Here is a 21,866-nt window from a genome sequence, read left to right on the forward strand (position 1 = left end):
AGGGTACCGGGAAATCCAGGTTAAGCGACGGCATGCTCTTCAAGACCGCGCAGGATCATCGCTTCCCTGTATGGAAAACGCGGCGCGATACTCTCGCCGAACACATCTCTGCGGATCAAGACGTCGGGCTCATTGTAGCCGACCATTGCCCTGAGCGAGGTGGTTCCGGAGAACCTCGGATTGATCTCGAACGGAATGACCGCACCATCCACCACGCGACATTGGACGTTCACGGGAGCAGTGGGCCCAAGGGACGAGGCGATTGCCTCGCACGCTTCTCGAACCTGAGGCCAATCGGCGACATGTCCCTGTGAGATACCCGTCGATACAATCAATCGAGAGCCGAGTTCGCCCCGCGAGGTCCGGTTCGGTACCTGAGTTCGGATCGTCAATGCATTGTTTATGACGCGCCTTATCGCGATCGAGTTGATGAACGAGCCATCTCTCCCGAACAATACTCCGACGGTGTATTCCTCGTTGGAGCTGCCGACATACTCCTGCAATATGAAGCATTCGCATATCCCCAGCAGGTACTGCGAGAACGCCAGCAATTCGTTCCTCGATTGCACGATGAAGACATTCGCAGAGCCGCCTCCGCCGACCGACGGTTTCAAGATGGCCGGCAGTTGGTGCCACGCTTCCGTATCCTCGAGCTTGCGCACCTCGATGAATTTCGGGGTACGAAAGCCGCGAGAGGTCAGGTGCGCCATCGTTCTGAACTTGTCCTGGCAGATCTCGAGGACCGCGGGAGGGTTGACGGGCACATAGAATCCATCGGCTTCCAGCAACGGCTTGGATCGGCTGAAGACCGCCATCTCCGGCTCGGAGCCGTGAAAGATCGCAAGACATTTCTCCGATTGGGCCAGGGATCGCAGCTCATCGAGATACTTCGGATCGGTTGCCCGCGGCAGTTGGACGAACTTATTGACACGATTGCGGTTCGCGCAGGCATCGCTGGTATCGGTCCCGACGATATTGTATTCGATCTCGCCAAGCCGAAGCGCCTTCAAAATCTGCTCGCCGTGCCCTCCGCCGCCAATTCCTGTCAGCAAGACCTTTGCGCGCCGAGTCTTCATGCTTGTTCTCCCGTCATAGGCTGAGAACATCGATCCAACAGTGCGGCAACCGACGATGATAGCAAATGGCGCGAAAGTACGCGTTCACAGCATGCCGAGATGTCGTACCTGATGATCTCAACGTCCCGCTGATCGACATTGAAGATACAGACCGTTCCGCGAAGGTCCTGTCCTCTTGGCAGGCCACAACTGCCGACATTCACAAACAGCTTCTCATCTTGCCGACGAACAAACGGATGGTGCGTGTGGCCCATGAACACGACATCTGCATTCACGTTCATAAAATCGGTCAGGCTGGTGTCTGGATACACGTAACCGGCCAGGGGATCGGACGGACTGCCGTGAACAAACAGAATATCAGTTCCCGGCCTGCTGAGCCTGAGCTGTGACGGTAACGTCATCAGGAAATCTCGCTCGTCATCGCTGAGCTTCGCAAAAGTCTCGCTGTGGCGGTAGACTTTGTCGAGGTCGGCGGTCGCGCTTCGTCGCACCAGCATGTCGTCGTGATTTCCCCTGATCGAACGGATTTCACCCTGACGAAGCAGGGACACCACGCCGGCATCCGGAATGTATCCGACGGCGTCGCCGAGGAAATAGACGGCGTCGACGCCGGCTTCCGCCAACAGATTCAATCCAAGCTGAAACGCTTCCACATTTCCGTGAGCATCTGACAGAACACCTAGCAGCATTTCGGTTCAACTCAGCAGATGGCGAACCTTTTCGAGAACGGAGCTGCGCCCACGATCTGAAGCAACTGCCGTGGCACTTCGCGATGCACTTTTTCCGAACCATTCGAAGCACTCACTCATCGTCCAGGGCAGGAATCCGTCCTCGACAACCTTAAGGACCGCCTGGTGCATTCCTCGCGTCTTGTCAATGTTCTCGGGATGGAGATTGATGACGATCACCCCGGGGACGCCGCTCGCCCGAATCCGGTCGGCTAAATCCAGTACGCACGCCGCCGACTGGACATCGTCCCAACCGTGCACGAAGACGATCCCATCTCCGATGGCGGTAAGGATGCTCCAGTGCTCCGTTAGTTTATCGTCAAGCAGTAGTCGCGCCGGGAGGAGCGAGCCATTGATGATGCGGCCATCCAATCCCGGCAGATTGGAGCTCCCTTCGACACCGTGGTCGTTCCACGTTGCCGCATGCCCCCAATAGCCGTCATTGAGGAAGCCGTGGTTTCGAACCGTGCGCGCGTCCTCGCCCGTCAATTGCCTGAACCAGTCCGCCTGCTCGCAAAACAGCTCTCTGTATTGGTCGGGACGATCAAGCGCATCGGGATGAAGCCCGAGTTCAACGCGCCGACCCTCTCCAAGCTGCTGCAACGAAGCCTTGTCGTGCTTCGTGAGCGGATGAAGAAAATAGGTGATCGGCATCGACCCCAACGCCTCTTGCTGCTGAGCATAGCGATGCAGCGGCGCCTGGTCGTCATCGCCGGTCACGACGATCGCGCCGGGTGCCCCCTTCGGCAACATCGGTGATCTGGCCAGACCGCAGAGCTTTTCCAACGCATCGGCCAGCGCTTCACACCACCAATCCGCCGGCCGTGCACGAGCGTCTTCGCCGGCAAGCTGGGGTTCGAACAGGTAGTTTGGCCGCTCGCCGGCGTAGCCCCACTGCGCTTCCGTTGGCCGCCTTGCGGCCGCGGCTGGATCGCCCTGGCGATAGCGAACGACGTCCGAAACCAAATCGGTTCCGATGAATAGGATCCGGCCTCCTGCGACCACGTCGAGGTAAAGCCAAGCGGCGCATCCCTGGTCGTCGGATACGACGGATACGCCATCCGCCGAGGAAAAGCGCATGTAGGAATGCAAGGTTCGCAGCCTTCTCCAGGCATTGGACCCCGCCATCTCGGCTTGCAGAACTTGTGGCGAGCCGGTGGTTCTTGCCTGCAGGACGACGGCAAATGCTTCAGCAAATTCGAGTGCGGGCAGCATCGCCACGACCGTCCCCCCGCGAGCAAGAACTTCGCGCGCCTCGGCTACAGCCTCCTGCCGGGGGCGATACAATACGACAGGCACTCCGTCCATAGATGCCGAGGCCCCGGGAAGGCCAAAAATCCGGAGAAGATGAGCAACAAATTCGCCTCCGGTTCGCGCAGATGCCGAGGTCGATGCGGCACCATGTCCAATCTTCAAATCATTCCGGATTGCGGGAAGCTGTTGAATGTATTTCTCGGGGCGTCGAAACAGGCTGCCCTGAATGATAGGCAAAGACTTCGATCCGAACTTGGTCTTGAAGCGCGACACCTTGGAAATTGGCCAGTCTCGCGGCACTTCAGGAAACCACGGCCCCAATCGGTAGGTTTGAAAGCCAGCGCTCTTCGCCCATACCATCGCGCTCCAGTGGAGAAAATCGTTTGGCCTGAGCTTCAATTCATCGGGCCGTGAAACCCCCGCCAAGAAATGCACGGCATTCTTGTCACTCAACAGGATCAGGCCTGCCGCTCGGGTAGCCGGAGTACGCGCGAACAGCAGATGGGCGCGACCCTGGGGAAGGAATTGGTCCAGGATCGCTTCGTAATAGTCTATGGGCGGGAGTACCTCACCGGTCCTTGTGGCGGATTCCTCGGCGATCTCCACATAGCTCCGCAGCGCGGAACGATCGTTGGCAGGCTCGAATTCGAAACCCGCCTTGATGGCCTTCCGAACCGCCCTGCGACACCCCTCATCCAAACTCGCGAACAGATCATTCTCGGATCGATCAAGATCGATCAACTGATCAGCATTAACCGTCGAAAGGCCCGGAAACGGCATCATTCCATTCGGACCAAAAGCAATTCCCAGCTGGAATCCGAAGTCACTCACCCAGAAAGGAATTTCCTCGCGTGAAGTCGAGCGATTGACCGGCGCGAGGTTATGAGTATTCAACTGAATGCGATCGACATCGTACAGTTCGGCAAGCCTGAATATTTCCTCCATGGCCGCCGAGCGCACGGCCCTCCTGGTGCTCCGACCGATTGCTTCGCTTGTCGCCAAGCCGGCATGCCGATGGATTCCCGAATGAAGCAGTCGTTCGCCGAACGGTACCCTTGCCCCCTCGTCCAGATAGAGCGGCTGTATTCCGAGCACTTCGTCGTTTTCAACGAGAGCAAACGACAAGTTGGCGCCCACAAAGAACCGCTCCTCGATCGCAACCCACGCAGCGTCGTGGTTCAGCCACGCCTCGGCCGAGGACGCGGCCAGCAGGTTCCAGCGATCAGGACCGAGTTCGTGAAACCTGAGGATCTTCATTTTGCGGTGAATATGACGTTGAAGCGAGTGCCGGCATACGGATTGCGCGGATGAATATCCGCAATTCGGGTCTCAACTTGAAGACGACTTCCGAACTGGACAAAGTCGTCTTTGGAAAAATAATACGACACGATCTCCGGCTTGATCTCCCGGACGGCGTCCTTATCGGTCAATCCCAAATAGCTCGAAAGTCTTGCAAGAGGGCCGGCCTTCTCGGCCTTGACCAAGGTTTGCAGGGGGGGACGACTCTGTTGCGTGCCAAATCCGGCGGCCAATCGAGCCGAGATTTGCTGTGACTGCTCGATTTCGTTCCGATCCGGGATAGAACCGACCAGCACGCGCCCACCGCTTCGCACCACGCGCAGCATTTCGCGGATGATCTTCTCGCCTGTCTCAAACGCCGGAAAATTGGAGAACACGTCGTAGCACAATGCAGCGTCGAACTCGCGATCTCCAAATGGCAGGTTCTGTCCATCACCTTTCCGGAACTCGGCATTGGCCAGCTTTAGCCGCCGTGCGACACTGAGAGGAGCCTCCGCAAGATCGATCCCGACGTATTTGCCAACCTTCGGCGCAATCAGGGATGCCAGGAGGCCAGCCGCACACCCGACTTCCAGCACCTTGGAAGTCTGATCAAGCTGCATCAGATCAAGGACATGGGACTTGAGATCGGAAAGCAGGTTTTGGTCGGTCCAGAGCAGCGGATTTCTGCCAGCGAGATAGCAGAGGTCATCCAGCGTGGGCACCTCCGAAATCTGTCTCGCGCGCAGCTCGAAGAACGCCTCAAGCTTTTCCTGCCAATCACGATCTGTCATTTGTGCTATTCAGTGCTCTCTATCCGACATGTGAATTTCGGGTCATAGATATAGTTGAAGTGCCAGAGGGAATTCCGGGCAACCGAGAACTGAGCGGCCTTTTCCACGTAGTGGAGAATGGCTTCCGATCCCTTCGGCAGCATGTGACGGCAGAGAGCCGCGGAAACGAAGTACTGGCCCTCGCCGAGGGCGAGTTCCGGTATTTCGTAGACGATGCTCCCGCGCGCCGGCAAAACGCCGTCCGCGTCCAGAAACATGCCACCGTCATAGCCTTCAATTCCCGCGACGGCTTGCAGGCGGCCGCTATCGATCCGCAAGCTGGCGTAGATCTGCTTGTGCTCCGTTGTTCCTGACCACGAGATCCGCACCCGAAGCGGCTGACCGTTCGTTACGAGGCCCACCGCCCGGCCCTCGGCATCGATCACCTCGACCGAGGCAATACGCAGCGTATCGCCGCCAAGCTCATATTTGCCGGTTTCGGACGTGTTCTCGACCGCCTGGCTTAGCTTCTGCGTTGCCTTGAGATTGCGCGCTTCCTCAAGATCCCAGACACTCTGCTCATACGCCTTGCTGACGCGCTGAGCATTGCCTTGCATCAGGACCCGCCCCTTCTCGATCCAGATCGCTTCGTCGCACAACTCGCCGATCAATCCACTCGAATGCGAGACGAACAAGACCGTAGCTCCGCTTTCACAGATCTCGCGAACGCGCTTCATGCACTTGTGAACGAACGCCGCGTCGCCAGCCGCAAGAGCCTCGTCGACGATGAAGATTTCCGGATCAACGCTGATGGCCGTGGCGAACGTGAGTCGAGCCTGCATCCCGCTGGAGTAGGTCCGGAATGGCTGATCAATGACATCTCCAAGCTCACTGAAGTCGATGATCCAGGGAACCTTCGCCTCTATTTCCGCCCGCGACATTCCCAGGCACATGCCGCCCAGGACGATATTGTCGCGGCCCGACACATCCGGATGAAAGCCGGTCCCCAACTCCAGAATCGCGGACAATTTGCCAGCCACCTCGACGCGCCCGGTTGTGGCATCCAGCAACCCGGCGATGATCTTCAGGAGCGTGCTCTTCCCGGCTCCGTTGGGCCCGATGATGCCGACCACGCAGCCCCGCGGCACTTCGAACGAGACGTTCTGAATTGCCCAGTGCTCGACGTGTCGAGGCTTGCCCGTAACGACTTCTTTCAGGAAATCCAACGGCTGCTGGTAGAACCGGTAGGCCTTTCCCAGACCGGTGACACGAATGGCGTATCCGGGCACCGATGAGCCGATCAGCGGATTTAGCGCGCCGGCTAGCTGATTGTCAGAGAGCATTGCCATAGTAGGGCTTCAACTTTTCGAACGTGCGGTATCCGAGCCCCAGGCTCAGCAACGCAAACAGGAGAGTGACCACCCAGGCGTAGGGATGCTTGAACGTGCCGAAGAAGAGGACGTCCTGATACACCCAGACGACGTAGCTGAACGGATTCGAATAGATCAACGGGCGAAGGACACTTGGCATCCAATCCGGGAGATACACCGTCGGCATCAAGTACATGACAATTGAGGTGAAGACCGTGACGATATCGCGCAAATCACGGAAAAAAGGCGTGATCGCAGAAAGAGCAAAGCTCAAGCCGATCGCCAGAATGCCATGCATGACCAGCACCACCGGAAGGAGCAGCACCATCCAGCTGAGACCACCAACGTAGGCCTTGTAGAGAGTGACCAGCGCGAGCGCAGGCAGATGAGGGATCGTTGCGGCGATCGTCGCTGCAATCGGCAGCACCTCGATCGGAAACACGACCTGCTTGACGAGATTTGCGCTTGCGAGGAGTGCCCCGGGACCGCGAACGATCGCAGCTTGTAGCATCAGCCACGGGACAAGACTGGCCAGGATGTAGGCGGAATAATCGCCGGGGAAATCAGCGTTAATCGCCAACTTGCTGCCCAAAACGAATCCAAAGATAAGCAGGTACGTCGCGACGATGACCAGGGGATGTATGAATATCCACAAGGCACCAAAACCATGCATCGCATGGGCGGCGCTTAGGTCACGATGCACCATCTCTCGCAAGAGCTCGCGATATCGCCGGATCTGTTTGATGCTGATCCATAGCGCTTGGGAATTGCGGTACGGAGACAAGCCGACCCGTACCCATCTCGCTGCCGGAAAAATGCCGCTCATGTTCTGACGTAAGCTCTCATTTGCACGTGACTAAAAGTAGCTTTCCATGATTTGCTCGAGATTGAGCAGGGACCAAATCAGCAACCGCCGGTTCTCGCGCCCCTCCAGGTGATCGTCGACGAGTGAATGGACGGTCTTCCGGTCGACCAGATCGTAGATGCGGGCGCTGTTGCTGAAGAGCCTGCGCTTGACGTAGTCGATGCTCTCGCCCTTGAACCAGCTTGCATCCGGTGCGGAGAAACCCTGCTTCTCGCGCTCGGCAACCTCTTCAGGAATGTGCCGGCTCATCATCCTGCGCAGGATCAACTTGCCGTCTCTCGTGCGCTCGTAATAGCGCTGCGCCTTGCCGCCTGGTTCGTTCTCGTTGAGACGAACAACCTCGGTCAGGTTTCCAAGCTTCAATTTGGCCGGAAGCTTCATTGCGAAATCGACGAGATCGTTGTCGAGAAACGGCACCCTGCTCTCGAGCCCGTGTGCCATTGCAAGCTTGTCGTCGACCACGAGCAACCCGTTAAGGAACGTCTTGGCCTCGAAATAGAGCGAGTGATTGACGTAATCCTCTGGACGCGTCAGCTGCGGAGCGTGGTCCTTGAAGACGCTCCGGAAAATCTCGATCGGCGACGCGCGGCTCGCATCGCTCCACACCGGAGCCATCAATCGCGGAAGCGTTCCGCTCGGAACCATGCGCTGCCAGAAGCCGAAATATTTCTCGACGTAGTGGTCGAAGTCATCGTTCACCACGGCCCTGTAGTATCGCCAGGGATACCCGCCGAACAGTTCGTCTCCTCCCGTCCCGCTCAAGACGACCTTGCCGAACCTCGAGGCCAGCTTCGCCGCGTAAAAATTTGGATACGACTGGCCGACGCGCGGCTCCTCGAGATGCCAGGCGAGGGTCGGCAGAGCACGCTCCATATCGCCGGCCTTAAGCACCATTTCATAGTGCTCGGTCTTGAAGCGGTACGACATGTACTCGGCTTTCGAGCGTTCGTCGTAGCCAAGCTCGACGCCCGAGGCAGAGCTAAGGTCGAAGCCCACGGTGAATGTTCGCATGAACGGCAATTGCGCGGCAGCCAGCGCCGTGATCGAACCGGAATCCATTCCACCGGAGAGGTACGACCCAACCTCGACGTCACTGACCAGCTGCCGATTGACCGCCTGTTGAAACAGCCGGTCGAGTTCGTCGAGCGCATCGGCTTCGCCGATATTGCCTTCAGGCTCTTCGAAATGAAAATCCCAATACTGGACCGGCTCGGCCTTCTTTCCGGTCTGATCCAGCTGCATGTAGCAACCCGCCGGCAGGAGCTTCACGTTGCAAAAGAGCGTGCGATCCGTGAAGAAGTTCTGAAACGAAAGGTATTCAGCAAGTCCCTCGACGTCCAGGCGGGAGACGTATTCGGGAAACGCCCGGAAGGCCTTGTGTTCCGAGGCAAACAGGAACGTGCCGTTGATCTCCGCATAGTAGATCGGCTTCACCCCAAACCGATCGCGCGCGATGGTAAGCCTGCGCTCTTTGGTATCCCAGATTGCGAACGCGAACATGCCGTTGAACTTGAGCAGGGCATCGAGCCCCCACTCGGCAAACGCCTGGAGCAGAACCTCGCTGTCGCCCGACGAGTTGAACGTGTGTCCTCGGGACGACAACTCGAGCTTGAGTTCCTTGTAGTTGTAAATCTCCCCGTTGTAGGTCAGCACAAACCTGCCGTCGCGCGTCTCCATCGGCTGACGCGCCGCGTCGGTCAAATCGATAATCGATAACCGCCGATGACCAAGTCCGACAGGACCGTTGCAGTACTGTCCCTGGCCGTCCGGTCCGCGATGCGCGATGACGTCTGTCATCGCGGTCAGCGCGGCGATCGAAGCGGGTCGCCCGTCGCGGTGGAGAATTCCGGCTATGCCGCACATATGTCGCTCGCCGAGCTATTCAACGAATTCAGGTCCGCGAGTTCATATCTGTGCTTTTGCACGACGCTGCTCGACCTGATCGATGTGCTGCTTCCGCCAGTCGATCAGCCGACGCAGGCCCTCATCCAGGTCGATTGCGGCGGTAAAGCCGATCTCCCCCTGCGCGCGCTTCGGCGAGCCGATGCGGTTGCGAACCAGCGTCGCCTGACTGCGGGGCGCGTAGTTGACGGGCTGGTTGGAGCCAGTGAGGTTGAGCAATTTTTCGGCAATCTCCTTCAACGAGGTGCGTTTTCCCGTACCGACGTTGTAGAAGCGGTCGGTGGCGGTCGCCTGCATCGCGCAAAGATTGGCCTGCGCGCAATCCTCGACCGCGACGAAATCGAAAGCTTCCGATCCGTCGCCCAGGATCGTCGGCCCCTCTCCCTTGTCGATTGCATCGAGCATCTTCATAATGACCGCGATATAGGCGCCGCGATAATCCTGCCGCGGGCCGTACACATTCATATAGCGAAGTCCGACATAGTCGAGGCCGTACCGGAAGTGGTAGGCGCGAGCCATCGCCTCGCCGCAGATCTTCGTGGCGCCGTAGAAGTTCTTGTTGTTGAAGGGATGATCTTCCGTCATCGGCTCCTCGACGGCGTCGCCATACACCGACGCCGACGATGACCAGACCAGCCGCTTCACTCCGTTGCGGACGCAGCCGTCCAGGACGTTGAACATTCCTTTGACGTTGACGTCAAAGGCCGTCCTCGGAAATTCGTGACATTGCAGCAGCCAGAGCGCCGCGAACTGGAAGACGCCGTCGGCTCCTTTCAGGGCAGCATCGAGGATATCGGTCTGGGTAATATCGCCGCCAGCCTCGAAAACCTTGACGCGGGGGTCGCGCAACGCGACGGCAAGGTTTTCATGCGTACCACGTACGAAATTATCGTAAATGACGATCTCGCCGACATCGGTCTTCGTCAGCTGATCGACCGCATGCGATCCAATCAGTCCGGCGCCCCCGATAACGACTACCTTCTTTCCGCGAATGTCCATTCTCTTCAACCCTCGATTTCTACCAACGCTTCATTTTGAAGTTCATAGCGACGGTGAGTGCGCGGGCACACCAAATCGCTGCCCAGCCGCTCGCCTGCTCTGCTCATCCAGCCAATTCGTCGTGCTGGATTACCCGCCATCAGCGCAAATGCCGGGACATCCTTCGTGATCACCGCACCGGCCCCGATGAAGCAGTAGTCACCCAAGGAATGTCCGCAGACGACGGTCGCATTGGCGCCAATGCTCACCCCGCGCCCGATCGGCGTCTTGCGAAACTCATCCTTCCTCGAAACGTCGGCACGCGGATTGTTGACATTGGTGAAGACGCAGCTCGGGCCGCAAAACACGTCGTCGGCGAGCTCGACGCCGTCATAGATCGAGACGTTGTTCTGGATCTTGCAGCCGTTTCCAATCCTGACATTGGGGCCGATCATCACGTTCTGGCCGATCGAGCAGTTCTCACCGATGATCGTGCGCGGCAGGATGTGGCAGAAGTGCCAGACCTTGGTGCCGCGTCCAAGCACTGCGCCGTCGTCGACGTAGCTGGATTGATGGATCAATACGCCCGGAAAGCGCGGATCTTCGCGCATCCCGCTCATTTGTGCATCGCCTTCTGGGCAAACGCGTGAACGCCATTGCTGCGAACGATCGGCGCCGTCCGAAAGGTGGAGACGATATCAATCGAGGGGCGGACTTCGTCCAGGCTGAAGCCTCGGCCGGCGATGATTTCCTCGTAGCTTCTGGTATGGAGATCGGTGAAGCCTTCGGAGAACTCGACCTCTTCACCGTCGACGGTGATCGAGCGAAAGGTCGTCTTCTTGCCTTTCACGCTGTCCGGCAGGTCGTTGCGGTCCAGAGACAGGAACCAGCTAACATCGGCGCGCTCGCACTCCAGCGAGCCGGCCGCCCGCTCCGCCTCGCGCAGATGCGCCTCGTTGCGGCTGGCGGGTCCGAACACGAAGCTCAGCATATCGAAGAAATGCACCCCGATATTGGTGGCGACGCCACCGGATCTCGCCTCGGCACCTTTCCAGGAGGCGTGATACCAGCGTCCCCGCGACGTGATGTAGGTAAGCTCGACCTTGTGGCGCCTCTGTGATTTCGCGAAGCGATCCCGAAGCGCGATGATCGCCGGATGCAGCCGCAGCTGCAGGATGGTGGAGATGCGCCGGCCGGTATCGCGCTCGATCGCCGCCAGCCCGTCGATGTCGCCGGGATTGAGGACCAGCGGCTTTTCGCAGATAGCATCCACCCCGGAGCGAAGCGCAAATCGGCAGTGCGCGTCGTGAAGGTAATTCGGCGAGCAGATCGTCATGTAGTCGATCTTCTTGCCGTCGCGCTGCAACGCACCGACATGACGATCAAACAACTCGAACTCCGTAAAGAATTCGGCATCGGGAAAATGGCTGTCCATGATTCCCACGGAGTCATTTGGATCGTAGGCCGCAGCGAGCTTTCCGCCGGTATCGGCCATTGCCCGCATGTGTCGCGGCGCGATGTAGCCGGCGGCACCGATCAGCGCGTAGATCGTCATGAAATTCCTCTCTTCGAGCTTCTGATTTAGGCAAGCTACCGCACTCGGGGTGAATCGAGCGTCACACCCAAGCCAAAATAATCCATCACGCCTGCCAGGCGGCAGACGCACTCAAGCCGCAGCGATGAGATCCGCCCCGACGAGAACGCGAACCTTTCGGCCCAACAAGTTCAACAGAACCGCCACGCGATGGTGATCGCTGGCATCTTCCACGAGCGCAAGACTGTCGACGAATGCACCCTCGACGATTCGCACCGTGTCGCCGGGCGAGAACGCCGGCCTGCGCGCAAGGGCGACGAATCCGGTTTCATCCTCGCGCGATTTCAAGGCATCGATGACGCCATTTTCCACCGCGGCCGGCCGGTCTCCCACGCACACGAGATGTGAAACCCCGAGCGTCGATTGAATCGCGCGCCACCGCTGGGCCGCAATGTCGATCGCGACGAAGAGGTAGCGCGGGAATAGCGGTCGCGGCACAAACTGCACCTTCCGCGCATGACTGCGGCGCTTCTGATAACGGGGGAGGTAGGTGGAGAAGCCCTGCCGCACGAGGCCAGCCGCCGCTCTTGCCTCGGCATTGACCTGTGTCCGCACGACGTACCAGCGGGAACCGGACTCCATGGCGATCACGCTCCCAGCGACTGCTTCGGACGCAAGCCCAGCAGGTCTGGCGCGAGCACTTTCTCTGCCCCGAAATTGCTGACGGCCTGGTCGAATACACTTCGAGCGCCCGTCAAATGGGTCACAACGACCGCATCAAACGGCTCGTCCACCAGCGCATAGGAGGCAACCACCTTGACGCCGATGAACCGCGTCGCGGTTGCATCGGGATCAACGATAGCAAGGATCGAGATTGGCCCGTCGACCGCGCACAGGATCGCGATTTCGCAAAGATCCGATTGTCCGGCGAGCACAACCCGCCTGAAGCCACGCGCCTGCGCGCGTTCAAACAGCCGGCCATATTCGTCCTTCGCCTTGCGGAAGAGCGAAAAGGAGTCCGAAAGGAATTGAACGGTCAGCCGCGATTTCTCGGAGAAGCCCTGCGGCGTGAGGTAGTAGGCATATCGCCGCGCAGGCGCCTGCCCGACCTTGACGAAGCCCTTCTTGACCGCCCGCTTCAGGTAAGCGTTGACTAGGCCGAGCGCGACGCCCAGTTCGGCTGCGATCCGCCGCTGCGATTGCGCACCATCCGCCTCGAGGGAGGTGAGCAGGCCGAGCACGAGCCGGTCGCTGTCATTCTCATCCGTCGGTAGAATGCCTGCCATCACACCTATCCCCACTGGGAGAGGCTGATAGCGCGTTCACTCAATGAACGTCAAGCGAATTCGTTCATACGATGAACGCCGCAACTAACTGATTGCACAGGAATTTTTAATCAAGCCAATGTGTCGCAATGGCCACACTTCAGGCCCGATCAGGGGGGGGGGCCAAATATTGCGCCGCGAGCGTTGAATAACTGTATTGCCGCGCGACAGCTATTCGATCGCCCAGTGGACGCGCTGGACCGTCCAGGGCGGCGCGCAGGGACGCAGCGAGCGCACCGGGATCGTTCGGCGCGCATCGTGCGGTCACCAAATCCTCGAGGCCGGCAAGCGCCCGCTCTTCGCAGGCAATGACGCTGCGCGGCGCGAACAGGCAGTAGTCGAACAGCTTGTTGGGGCTGATGCCATGGTGATAGAGCGCGTTCTTGTGGAAGGCCACGACCGCGCAATCGGAGGCATGCAGCATGCCGTGCACGACCGATCGATCGACTTCATCATGAAACTCCACATTGGCAAGCGTGGCCGCCCGCTGTCTCAACGCCTCCCTCGAAGTGCCTGAACCGATCATCACGAAATGGATCTCGGGGTTTGCTTTGCCGAGGATGGAAGCAGCGTCGAGAATGGCCTCCACGGCATTTGGCGGGCCCATGCCGCCGGCGTAGAGAACGACGCGCCTGCCCTGCCGCTTCAACAGATTGATGCGATCGATCAGAGGGTGAGCCAGATTTTCGATCGTCAGCGCGCTCTGTATTTCACCGTCGGACACTCCGTTGGGGATCCACGTGAACTTGCCAGGCGGCAAGCCACGCGCGCGCATATGCGCCTCAGCCCCGGCCAGCAGACAGATCACGCGATCTGCCGCGCGATAGGCCGAGCGCTCCTTCCAGCCGAGCACCTTCATCAGCGGATGCCAGGCGGGCGTCATTCCAAGCGCCACGATGCTCTCCGGCCAGAGGTCGCGGACCTCCAGCCAGAACCTGGCACCGAACTGCCGCGCGATCTGATCTGCCGCCGAGATGAAGAACAAATGCGGGCTCGACGCAATCATCAGATCCGGTTTACCGAACTGCGCGGCGATTGCAGGCGCTGCGGAGCGGAAGGCTGGCCCAAAGCTCAGGTTGTTGCGAAGCCGCCCCAAGCTGCCATTGCCATAGCGCGGTGTGTCGAGAAACCAGAAGTCGACGTCATTGATCCACTGCGGTCCCGGTACGCGTGGCTCCCTGTGCAGATGATGGAAGGCGGCGCTGACCACCAACACCCGATGCCCCATCTTTCGCCAAGCGTCTGCAAGCCAGAACGGACGCCAATGACGCCCCAGGGCCGGCCCCCCTGCAAAGGGATGCAGCAGCCAAATGTTCATGACGCGAGCTTCTCGTAGAGATTTTTCAGTTCGGCCGCATCATGCTGCCAATTGTAGTCTCTGACAACGGCTACTCTACCTGCTTGCCCCACTTTGATCGCTTGTTCAGGTTCTCCCGCTAGCAATGCGATACGCTCCACTAGTTCAGCTTTGTCATCCAGAGACACCGAGAATCCGCAGCCGGCCGCCTCGACGATTTCTTTCGATCTTGGCAAGTCGCTGGTAATAACCGCCGTTCCAGCAGCCATATACTCGAAGATCTTCGTTGGCATGGCATGAAGGTGATTGGGCTCGTGATGGAAGAGGCATAGTCCGATTAGACTCTCGTTAAGCAGAGTAGCGATCTCGGATCGATCCAATTTTCCACGGTGAACGACGTCACCAGACACCGACTTCAACCAGTCAGCTTCGGCCACACCGATACTTCCCGCCAGGACCAGCGGCAAACGAGCCGCTTCACAGGCTTCGACCATTTCAACAAGCCCCCGATTAAAGCTCACATGCCCTACATAGACCGCTTGTCTCTTTCTCGGCGCGTTATCAGTCGGCTCGATAAACTCATTCAACCGAACGCTATTTCGGACTAGCGTCACGGCCGCGCCAAAGTCACGAAAACGCTGGGCAATCGCCGGTGTCGCCGCGATGATGGCATCGAACCGACACGCCGTCTTCCGCTCCACCAATTCCATACCGAATGCGACAATCGGCTGCATCCACCGAGGTATCCACTTCTTGGAATAAATGTCCGCCGGCACGTCCTCGTGGACATCGTAGATCACCCTGCAACGTCGGCTCTTCAGCCGCAGCGCGAACGGTATCAGCTCAGGATCGTGAAATTGCACGACATCCGCGCCGGTCGCGCGGGCAAGCGCAAGTGCCGCTCGTCCCGCGACCCACGGGCGCTTCCATCGGGGAACCGGCGGCACCTCGATCAACTTGAATTCAATGCGACCTGGATCGCTCGGACGGGGTGATCGCGCCACGACAGTCACGTCGTGACCGGCCTCGGAGAGGCTCCGCGCCTCCTTCTCGACAATTCGAATGTCATCGGCCGAATGGACACTCGACAACATGCAAATCTTCATGGGGCTTCAACCCCAAAGCGCTCAGCCCAAAGCGCCACGCAATAGAGCCGCCAGCGCATTCCGAGGTCGAGCCGGTGAAATTTCCTCTTCACCGCAGCCATGTTCACGTACCGGGCAAGCAGTGCGCTGCCGGCCACCTTTTCATACATTGCAGGCGAGTGTCGGTTGAGCCATAGCCGATCGGGCGCGGCGAAACCGATCTTGTCCTTGCGCCAGGAGATGCTGGCCGGAAGAACCTCCTGCATGGCCGCACGAAGCGGCCACTTCGTCCACCCATTGTTCAACTTGATGCGCGTCGGCAAGCTCAACGCAAACTCAACAAATCGGTAATCCAGGAACGGCAATCGCGTCTCGATCCCAAACCGCATCGAGTTCTTGTCCTCGAAACGAAGCAGCATCGGCAGGTTGGTTTCCGTGATCTCCAGTACCTGCATTTCCTGCGCGTCCCTCGTCTCCCGCGCAAAACGGCGAAGACACTCCGGCAGGTCCGGGTTCTTCAGGAAGGCGTATCGCCAACGGTAGAATGTGGCCCTCAGCACCGCCGAGCTGGCGCCAAACAGGTACATCAGCAAGCGCTGAGCCGAAACGCCAGCCTGTGTGGCCGCGCGGAAGGCGGAGAGGAATCCCCTTACACCGGAGTGATCCAGCTGGTCGCGGAGCCACGCCGCATAATAGCGATGATAGCCCAGCAGCGTCTCATCGCCCCCCTGACCATCCAGCAGCACAATCACGCCGTTCGCGCGCGCCGTCTTCATCACCTCGTATTGCATCATGATCGAGGGACCAGCGAACGGCTCTTCCTGCACCTCGAGCAAGGCTTCCGCGGTCGATGCGAAATCTTCATAGCTCGGCTTGGTGCGCAGCCAGTTCAGCTCGGCCTTTTCCACGACGTCGGCCGCGTAGGCTTCCTCGTTGTTCGCTGCCTGCTCGCTCACCGCAGTGATGGCAAAGAAGCGACCATTGGAGGACGACGCGTAGTGCCTTGCGGCCAGTGTCGCGACGCTCGAACTGTCCAAACCTCCCGACAAGCAGGTTCCGACGCGAACATCCGAGCGCAGGCGCAGGCGCGTCGCATCGTCGAGCAGCTCCGCCAGCAACCTGGCCGCATCCTGTTCGTTCGCCACGGCCAAACGAGGCGCCAGCGAATAATAGCGCTGGATCTCGATCCGGCCTGTCGACACGTCGACGCGCATCTTGTGTCCGGGCGGCAGCTTCTCGATACCCTTGAAGAAGGTCCGGCTGGTGTGATCGCTCAAGCCGCAGACGAGAAAATCCCTGACGAGATCGTCGTCCGCGATCGAACGCCCGATCAGGGGAAGCAGCTGACGAATTTCCGAGCCGAAGGCGAACTGCGTCGCCGTGTTTGCGAAGTAGAACGGCTTTACGCCAAAACGATCGCGCGCGCAGAACAGCGTATTGTCGCGCTCGTCGTGAATCGCGAACGACCACATGCCGTTGAAACGGTCGAGGCACTTCTCGCCCCAGCGGACATAGGCCGCCAGCAAGACCTCGGTGTCGGAGGCGGTATGAAAGACGTGACCGAGCGCTTCGAGTTCTGCACGAAGCTCGAGATAGTTGTAGATCTCACCGTTGTAGGTGATCCAAATCGGGAGCAGTCGATCGCGCATCGGCTGCGCGCCGTCGTCGGTCAAGTCGATGATGGCCAACCGCCGGTGCCCTAACCCGACCGCGCCATTGACCCTCACTCCGCGTCCATCCGGACCGCGGTGAGCGACGAGATCGGTCAGTCGATCGACTTGATCAGCATCAACGAGCCCGTTCTTGGCGACTAGGCCGAATATGCCGCACACGAGTGACTGACCTATATCCGCTTGGGTTTCGTGGACAATGCGACAGGAAACGCATTCGAGCCGCTATGGCTTGAAATCCCATCCGGCGCCTGAGCTCACCTCTAACCCGTTCACGCGATGAACGTCAACCTCACCGGGTGAAGGAGCGCTCGCGCGAGCTGACTTAACGTCTATGTTTCGATCGGTTCAGCGATATCCTGACCTGCCGCCTGTCGCATTGTCGCCGCAAAACTCGCTGCGAACGCGCTGACGTTGTCGTCCTGGTGCGGGACGACGTTCCGAATGATGGGTCCGTGGGCTTCCTGCGCGGCCTGCATCAGGTGGTCCGCCAGCGCGACCGGATCGTCCACGCCGAAATAGCGGGCGCTACCCGCGGTCTGCTCCCGATGCACGTCGATGTCGGACAGGATCATCGGAACGCCAAACGATTTCGCCTCCTCGACGGTCGTGCTCCAGCCCTCGAAGCGCGATGGGTTGATCAGTGCGGTTGAAGCGCGCAGCAGCGCGTAGACATGCGGCAGCGGGATAACACCGAGGTGGCGGAACTGCGCTTCAAGGCCGCGCTTCTGGATCTCGGAGTTGACCAGATCATAATAGCCCGGCTCGCGCCGGTCTTCCTTGCTGCCGGATGCACAGATCACCACGTCGATCGCCCGCCCCTTCAGGATCGTCAAGGCGTCGACGACGAGCTGGTGGTTCTTGTGGCGATAGAACTGATTGGGCAGATAGAAATAGTTCGCCGGCAGATTATATGCCGCGATCACTCCCGCCGGGTCCGTGTTCAGGAACGCGGCCGGCGGCTGGGTTGCGAAGCGAACGACGCAGACCTGGTTTCTTGCGCCTGGATAATAGGCCTTGAAATCCCGCAGCGCACTCTCGCTGCTCAGCATGATGGTTCGGCCTGAGGCGATTTGCATGCGAAAGCCAAGCTCGCGGCGCCAGCGTGCCGTCGTTGGAAACAGTTGCGGCAGAGAGCGGTGCTGCAGATCCGGAATCCATGCCACTGCTGGATGCGCGAGCCGCCAACCAAAGAAACGTGCCGATTCGACGACGACATCAATCCCGGCGCCTCGAAACGCCGCTGCGGCGCCGCGATCCAGACCAAGCCCGAGTGCCGCGGCCAACCCTGGCTGTCCATCGAACGCGTCCGATCGAACGACGTCGACACCCGGTATTGCGGCAAGCTCCGCGAGCTCATTCTGCTCGGCCCTGTTCCCGGCAAAGACAATCGGAACGAATTCGCCGGGCAGAAACCTGGCAAGCGCCGCAAACAGATTGCGCTGATAATTGTAGCCGCCGGCCCAAAGCCGTCGCGAAATGTGACTGAACGCGAACCGCAATGGGCGGGGCGTCACGAAGCCTGCCCCTTGAACCAGGCCACGTAGTCGGCAAGGCCCTGATCGAGCGGAATGCGCCAATCGAACCCGATCTGACGCAGCACGGCATCGTCGGCCAACAGGCTCAGGGGATCGCCGGGCCGGCTTACGCCCGAGTGCCGCACAACGGTATTGCCGCCCCACTGCCGGATGAGGCCGGCCGCGATATCGGCAACGCTGGTCCCGCGGCCCGACCCGCCATTGATGACCCGGAAGGCCGCCTGCGACGACGGTGTTGCGACGCTTGCGAGCAGCCTTGCGACATCACGCACGTCGGTCCAGTCGCGGATTTCGTTTCCCGTCCCGCCAAGCGTGAGCACCTGCTCCTTGGCCGCCAGCCGCGAGCAGATGTCCCAGAGCAGCTGCTTGCGCAAATTGGGTCCATAGACCGAGAACAGCCGCACGATCGTGCAGCGGATGCCAAACGACTGCGCGTAGCTCCCGCACAATTGCTCCATCATCAACTTGTGCTGCCCATAGGGCGACATCGGAGTTGCGATTGCGTTTTCAGCGATCGGGCCGACATGGTCGGCTCCATAGACGGCCGCACTTGACGCCGCGATCACCGCGCAGTTCGGCGCGGATCCGCGCAGCCATTCGAGCAGCCGCGCGGTGCTCGCCACGGTCCGCGAAAAGTCCTCGAACGGCCGCTCGATCGAGACGCCGACCGACGATCCGCCAGCCAGATGAAAGATCTGCGCCGGTAGCCCGTGCGCGGCAGCGAGCGCGTTGAGATTGGCCGCGTCGATTTCACCGTTGATCCAGCTCTGCAAACCAAGCCGCCGGGATTCCGCTGCATCGAGTGCGCCGTGCCCGACGCCGTGCACCGCGTGGCCCGCTCCCGCCAGCTCATGCACGAGATGGCGGCCGATGAACCCATTCGCGCCTGTCACCCAGACGATCATCGCTCAGGCCTTGTGACAGACAAAGGAGTAGAGCCGGCCCGGTCGATTGTCGAAGCGTTCCGCCATCGACAGCAGCGAGCCGAACACAAGGCGTGACGCAAACGCGGTTCGCCACAGCGGCGCCACCGGAACCTTTTGCGTCAACCTGGTCACGATCGCCGATTTCAGGGTCTCCACCGTGTAGGGAAACAGGTTGATCGGGCTTTGCAGCGGCGCCAGCGTGTCGATCGCGGAAAAGCCTGCGGCGGTCAGCGCGCCGGTGTAGCGATCGAGCAGGAAGGCATGCTCGCCCCCGTAAAGATGATGCAACGGATGCTGCGCGAGGAACTGGGGAAGGTCCGTCTCCTTGCTGATGACATGCTCGCGCGCGGCGATCAGCATGCCACCGGGCCGCAGCACGCGAAACATCTCCCGGCATGCTCCCTCGAGATCGCGCGTGTGGTGCAGCACGGCGCGGGCGAAGACGAGATCGAACGCCGCGTCGGCGAACGGCAGCCGCTCGGAAAACTCTTCGACCACCCGGATCGGCAGTTGCGTCTGCCCTGCCAGATCGCGGATCGCCGCCGCTCCCACGATTGCGCTCGGATCCGGCTCGAGCGCCGTCACGGCAAAGCCGGTTCGGGCGAGCGCGTAACTCGCAATGCCGCGGCCGGCGCCAACGTCGAGCGCGGTGCCGGACCGGCCGGCCAGCAGCGAAGCGACCGCCTGCCACTCGGAGCTCTGGAAATAGCGTTCGGCAGCGCCGGCCAGCGGATCGTCGTAGAATGCATCGAGCACAAGCTGGCGCTGATCCGGCTGATTGCGCAGCCAGACCACCGCATCCTCCCAGGTGGTAAACTTGCGCTCACCGTTCATCAGGCCCGAGCTCCCTCACCAATACGGCCGGATTGCCCGCCACGATCGAAAACGCCGCGACATCCCTGGTCACGACCGCGCCGGCCGCGACGATGGCGCCCTGGCCCACCGTCACACCGCGCAAGACCATCGCACTCGCGCCGATCCAGGCATCATCGCAGATTTTGACCGGACTCTCATCAAGCGAGATATCGTTCGGATGCCCGCGGGTGAAAATCTGCTGGACCTGTTTGTGCCGCTCGGCCGCCCGCAGCGGGTGCGTGAGATTGTCGAAGACATTCGCCGAATGCGAGATCAGGACGCGGTTGCCGATCTCGATCGACGCCGCCGACCAGATCCGGGTTCCTTCTCCGACATAGCACCATTCGCCGATCTTGATCTCGCCACCATGCGCGAAGGTCAGGAGTTCACCCAGAATGCGGCTATTGCGGCCCACGACGATCTTGTCGGAATCGCCGCGGATGTTTCTGATCCTGGCATAGCGGCCGAGCGCCGCGTCCGGCTGCAGCCGGCACGTCGCGCGACCGATCAGGCGCTGGATCAGGTAATCGACATTCATGCCGTCAACTGCAGGCAAGCGACGGCGCGCGACGACGCCGCAAGGTCATTGCCCTGCCCTTTGCCGGTGTGGACGTCGAAAACGGTCGCGTCGGCGAGCGCCTCAGCACTCTGGCGCGACCAGCCCTGCCGCGAATAGCCGAAATAATCGACATGGTGAGATGTCGCGCCGAATGCCTCGATGATCCGCTCGATCATGGCAAGATCGAACACCTGATACCAGCCGAGATTGTCGCGCTTGCCGAACGGCACCGAGATCAAGCAGGTCCCGCCGGGCTTGAGTATGCGCTTGAACTCCCGCACCGCCGGAACGAAGCCGTCGCGATCGGTCTCGGCGTCGCGCGGATCGCCCGTGTACAGCATCTGATTGTCGAGGCCGATGTGCTCGATCGTCGAAATGCTGGCGACGGTGTCGAAGACCTGATCGCCGAACATCGTGTTGCGAAGATCGCCGAACACATAGGAGTAGCCGTCATGCCAATAGCACCGCTTCTCCGGCGCCAGCGTCATGATGGTGAGATCCGCGCCGCGCAACGGCGGACGCTGCAGCAGGAAATCGTGGTTGAACGTCGATCCCGCGTCCAGCATCTTGCCGACATTGTTCAATCGGGCGTAGACCCAGGGGTATTCCACCACGCGCTCGTCCATGGCGACGCCGTAGCCAGGCGGAAGCTCCTTTCCTGCCTGAAGCAGGCCCGTATCGATGGCCGCAGTGATGGTATCGCGCTTGACCGTCTGATAGCCCGGGCCGAACGGCCGCGGCCGCAGCTTGAACAGCGGCACGGCGAGCCCGTCGGCCACCCATTTCAGCTGATGGATCAAGTCACTTGCAGACATCATCTCGGCCCGATCGCCCGCCCGCTGGCCGGCCCTGT

At 60.1% G+C, this 21,866-nt stretch carries 20 protein-coding genes; all 20 read right to left on the reverse strand.

Annotated features, from left to right (window positions below; translation table 11 throughout):
• Nucleotides 1–20: 20 nt before the first annotated feature.
• Nucleotides 21–1,076, reverse strand: a complete 1,056-nt coding sequence (locus ACVI1L_RS41310) for an ATP-grasp domain-containing protein (protein ID WP_456785429.1) — start codon at nt 1,074–1,076, stop codon at nt 21–23.
• Entirely contained in the window at nt 1,073–1,765 is a 693-nt protein-coding gene (locus ACVI1L_RS41315; RefSeq protein ID WP_229190118.1) for a metallophosphoesterase family protein, read from the reverse strand. The genes ACVI1L_RS41310 and ACVI1L_RS41315 overlap by 4 nt, the downstream gene beginning before the upstream one ends.
• Before the next feature lie 6 nt (nt 1,766–1,771).
• Complete coding sequence (locus ACVI1L_RS41320; protein ID WP_456785430.1) at nt 1,772–4,315, reverse strand: GNAT family N-acetyltransferase; 2,544 nt, start codon at nt 4,313–4,315, stop codon at nt 1,772–1,774.
• Nucleotides 4,312–5,130, reverse strand: coding sequence for a class I SAM-dependent methyltransferase (locus ACVI1L_RS41325; protein ID WP_456785431.1), 819 nt, complete (start codon nt 5,128–5,130; stop codon nt 4,312–4,314). Before ACVI1L_RS41325 ends, ACVI1L_RS41320 begins: the two co-directional genes overlap by 4 nt.
• A 5-nt stretch (nt 5,131–5,135) precedes the next feature.
• Nucleotides 5,136–6,458: an ABC transporter ATP-binding protein gene (locus ACVI1L_RS41330; protein WP_456785432.1), complete on the reverse strand. Its 1,323-nt coding sequence runs from the start codon at nt 6,456–6,458 to the stop codon at nt 5,136–5,138.
• The gene (locus ACVI1L_RS41335) at nt 6,442–7,305 is read right to left on the reverse strand and encodes an ABC transporter permease (protein ID WP_456785433.1); all 864 of its coding nucleotides are present in this window, start codon (nt 7,303–7,305) and stop codon (nt 6,442–6,444) included. Before ACVI1L_RS41335 ends, ACVI1L_RS41330 begins: the two co-directional genes overlap by 17 nt.
• Before the next feature lie 30 nt (nt 7,306–7,335).
• Entirely contained in the window at nt 7,336–9,207 is a 1,872-nt protein-coding gene (gene asnB, locus ACVI1L_RS41340) for an asparagine synthase (glutamine-hydrolyzing) (RefSeq protein WP_283070110.1), read from the reverse strand.
• A gap of 42 nt (nt 9,208–9,249) precedes the next feature.
• Complete coding sequence (locus ACVI1L_RS41345) at nt 9,250–10,245, reverse strand: NAD-dependent epimerase/dehydratase family protein (RefSeq protein ID WP_229190112.1); 996 nt, start codon at nt 10,243–10,245, stop codon at nt 9,250–9,252.
• A 5-nt stretch (nt 10,246–10,250) separates the two neighbouring features.
• Entirely contained in the window at nt 10,251–10,844 is a 594-nt protein-coding gene (locus ACVI1L_RS41350) for an acyltransferase (protein ID WP_229190110.1), read from the reverse strand.
• The gene (locus tag ACVI1L_RS41355; RefSeq protein WP_229190135.1) at nt 10,841–11,779 is read right to left on the reverse strand and encodes a Gfo/Idh/MocA family protein; all 939 of its coding nucleotides are present in this window, start codon (nt 11,777–11,779) and stop codon (nt 10,841–10,843) included. Before ACVI1L_RS41355 ends, ACVI1L_RS41350 begins: the two co-directional genes overlap by 4 nt.
• Before the next feature lie 111 nt (nt 11,780–11,890).
• On the reverse strand, nt 11,891–12,400 hold the full coding sequence (nusG, locus tag ACVI1L_RS41360; protein WP_229190108.1) for a transcription termination/antitermination protein NusG: 510 nt from the start codon (nt 12,398–12,400) through the stop codon (nt 11,891–11,893).
• A gap of 5 nt (nt 12,401–12,405) precedes the next feature.
• Entirely contained in the window at nt 12,406–13,044 is a 639-nt protein-coding gene (locus tag ACVI1L_RS41365; RefSeq protein WP_229190134.1) for a winged helix-turn-helix transcriptional regulator, read from the reverse strand.
• Nucleotides 13,045–13,183: 139 nt separating this feature from the next.
• Nucleotides 13,184–14,401, reverse strand: a complete 1,218-nt coding sequence (locus tag ACVI1L_RS41370; RefSeq protein ID WP_456785434.1) for a glycosyltransferase family 4 protein — start codon at nt 14,399–14,401, stop codon at nt 13,184–13,186.
• Complete coding sequence (locus ACVI1L_RS41375) at nt 14,398–15,474, reverse strand: glycosyltransferase family 4 protein (protein WP_229190104.1); 1,077 nt, start codon at nt 15,472–15,474, stop codon at nt 14,398–14,400. Before ACVI1L_RS41375 ends, ACVI1L_RS41370 begins: the two co-directional genes overlap by 4 nt.
• 8 nt (nt 15,475–15,482) lie before the next feature.
• The gene (gene asnB / locus ACVI1L_RS41380; protein ID WP_456785435.1) at nt 15,483–17,297 is read right to left on the reverse strand and encodes an asparagine synthase (glutamine-hydrolyzing); all 1,815 of its coding nucleotides are present in this window, start codon (nt 17,295–17,297) and stop codon (nt 15,483–15,485) included.
• Between the two features lie 170 nt (nt 17,298–17,467).
• Nucleotides 17,468–18,421, reverse strand: a complete 954-nt coding sequence (locus ACVI1L_RS41385) for a glycosyltransferase family 4 protein (RefSeq protein WP_456785436.1) — start codon at nt 18,419–18,421, stop codon at nt 17,468–17,470.
• Between the two features lie 227 nt (nt 18,422–18,648).
• The gene (locus ACVI1L_RS41390; RefSeq protein ID WP_338128948.1) at nt 18,649–19,566 is read right to left on the reverse strand and encodes an NAD-dependent epimerase/dehydratase family protein; all 918 of its coding nucleotides are present in this window, start codon (nt 19,564–19,566) and stop codon (nt 18,649–18,651) included.
• 15 nt (nt 19,567–19,581) lie between these two features.
• The gene (locus tag ACVI1L_RS41395; RefSeq protein WP_229190098.1) at nt 19,582–20,433 is read right to left on the reverse strand and encodes a class I SAM-dependent methyltransferase; all 852 of its coding nucleotides are present in this window, start codon (nt 20,431–20,433) and stop codon (nt 19,582–19,584) included.
• On the reverse strand, nt 20,423–20,992 hold the full coding sequence (locus ACVI1L_RS41400; RefSeq protein ID WP_057020481.1) for an acyltransferase: 570 nt from the start codon (nt 20,990–20,992) through the stop codon (nt 20,423–20,425). Before ACVI1L_RS41400 ends, ACVI1L_RS41395 begins: the two co-directional genes overlap by 11 nt.
• Complete coding sequence (locus ACVI1L_RS41405) at nt 20,989–21,828, reverse strand: methyltransferase domain-containing protein (RefSeq protein WP_456785437.1); 840 nt, start codon at nt 21,826–21,828, stop codon at nt 20,989–20,991. The genes ACVI1L_RS41400 and ACVI1L_RS41405 overlap by 4 nt, the downstream gene beginning before the upstream one ends.
• Between the last annotated feature and the right edge of the window lie 38 nt (nt 21,829–21,866).

The sequence above is a fragment of the Bradyrhizobium sp. USDA 4516 genome, from assembly GCF_054055915.1.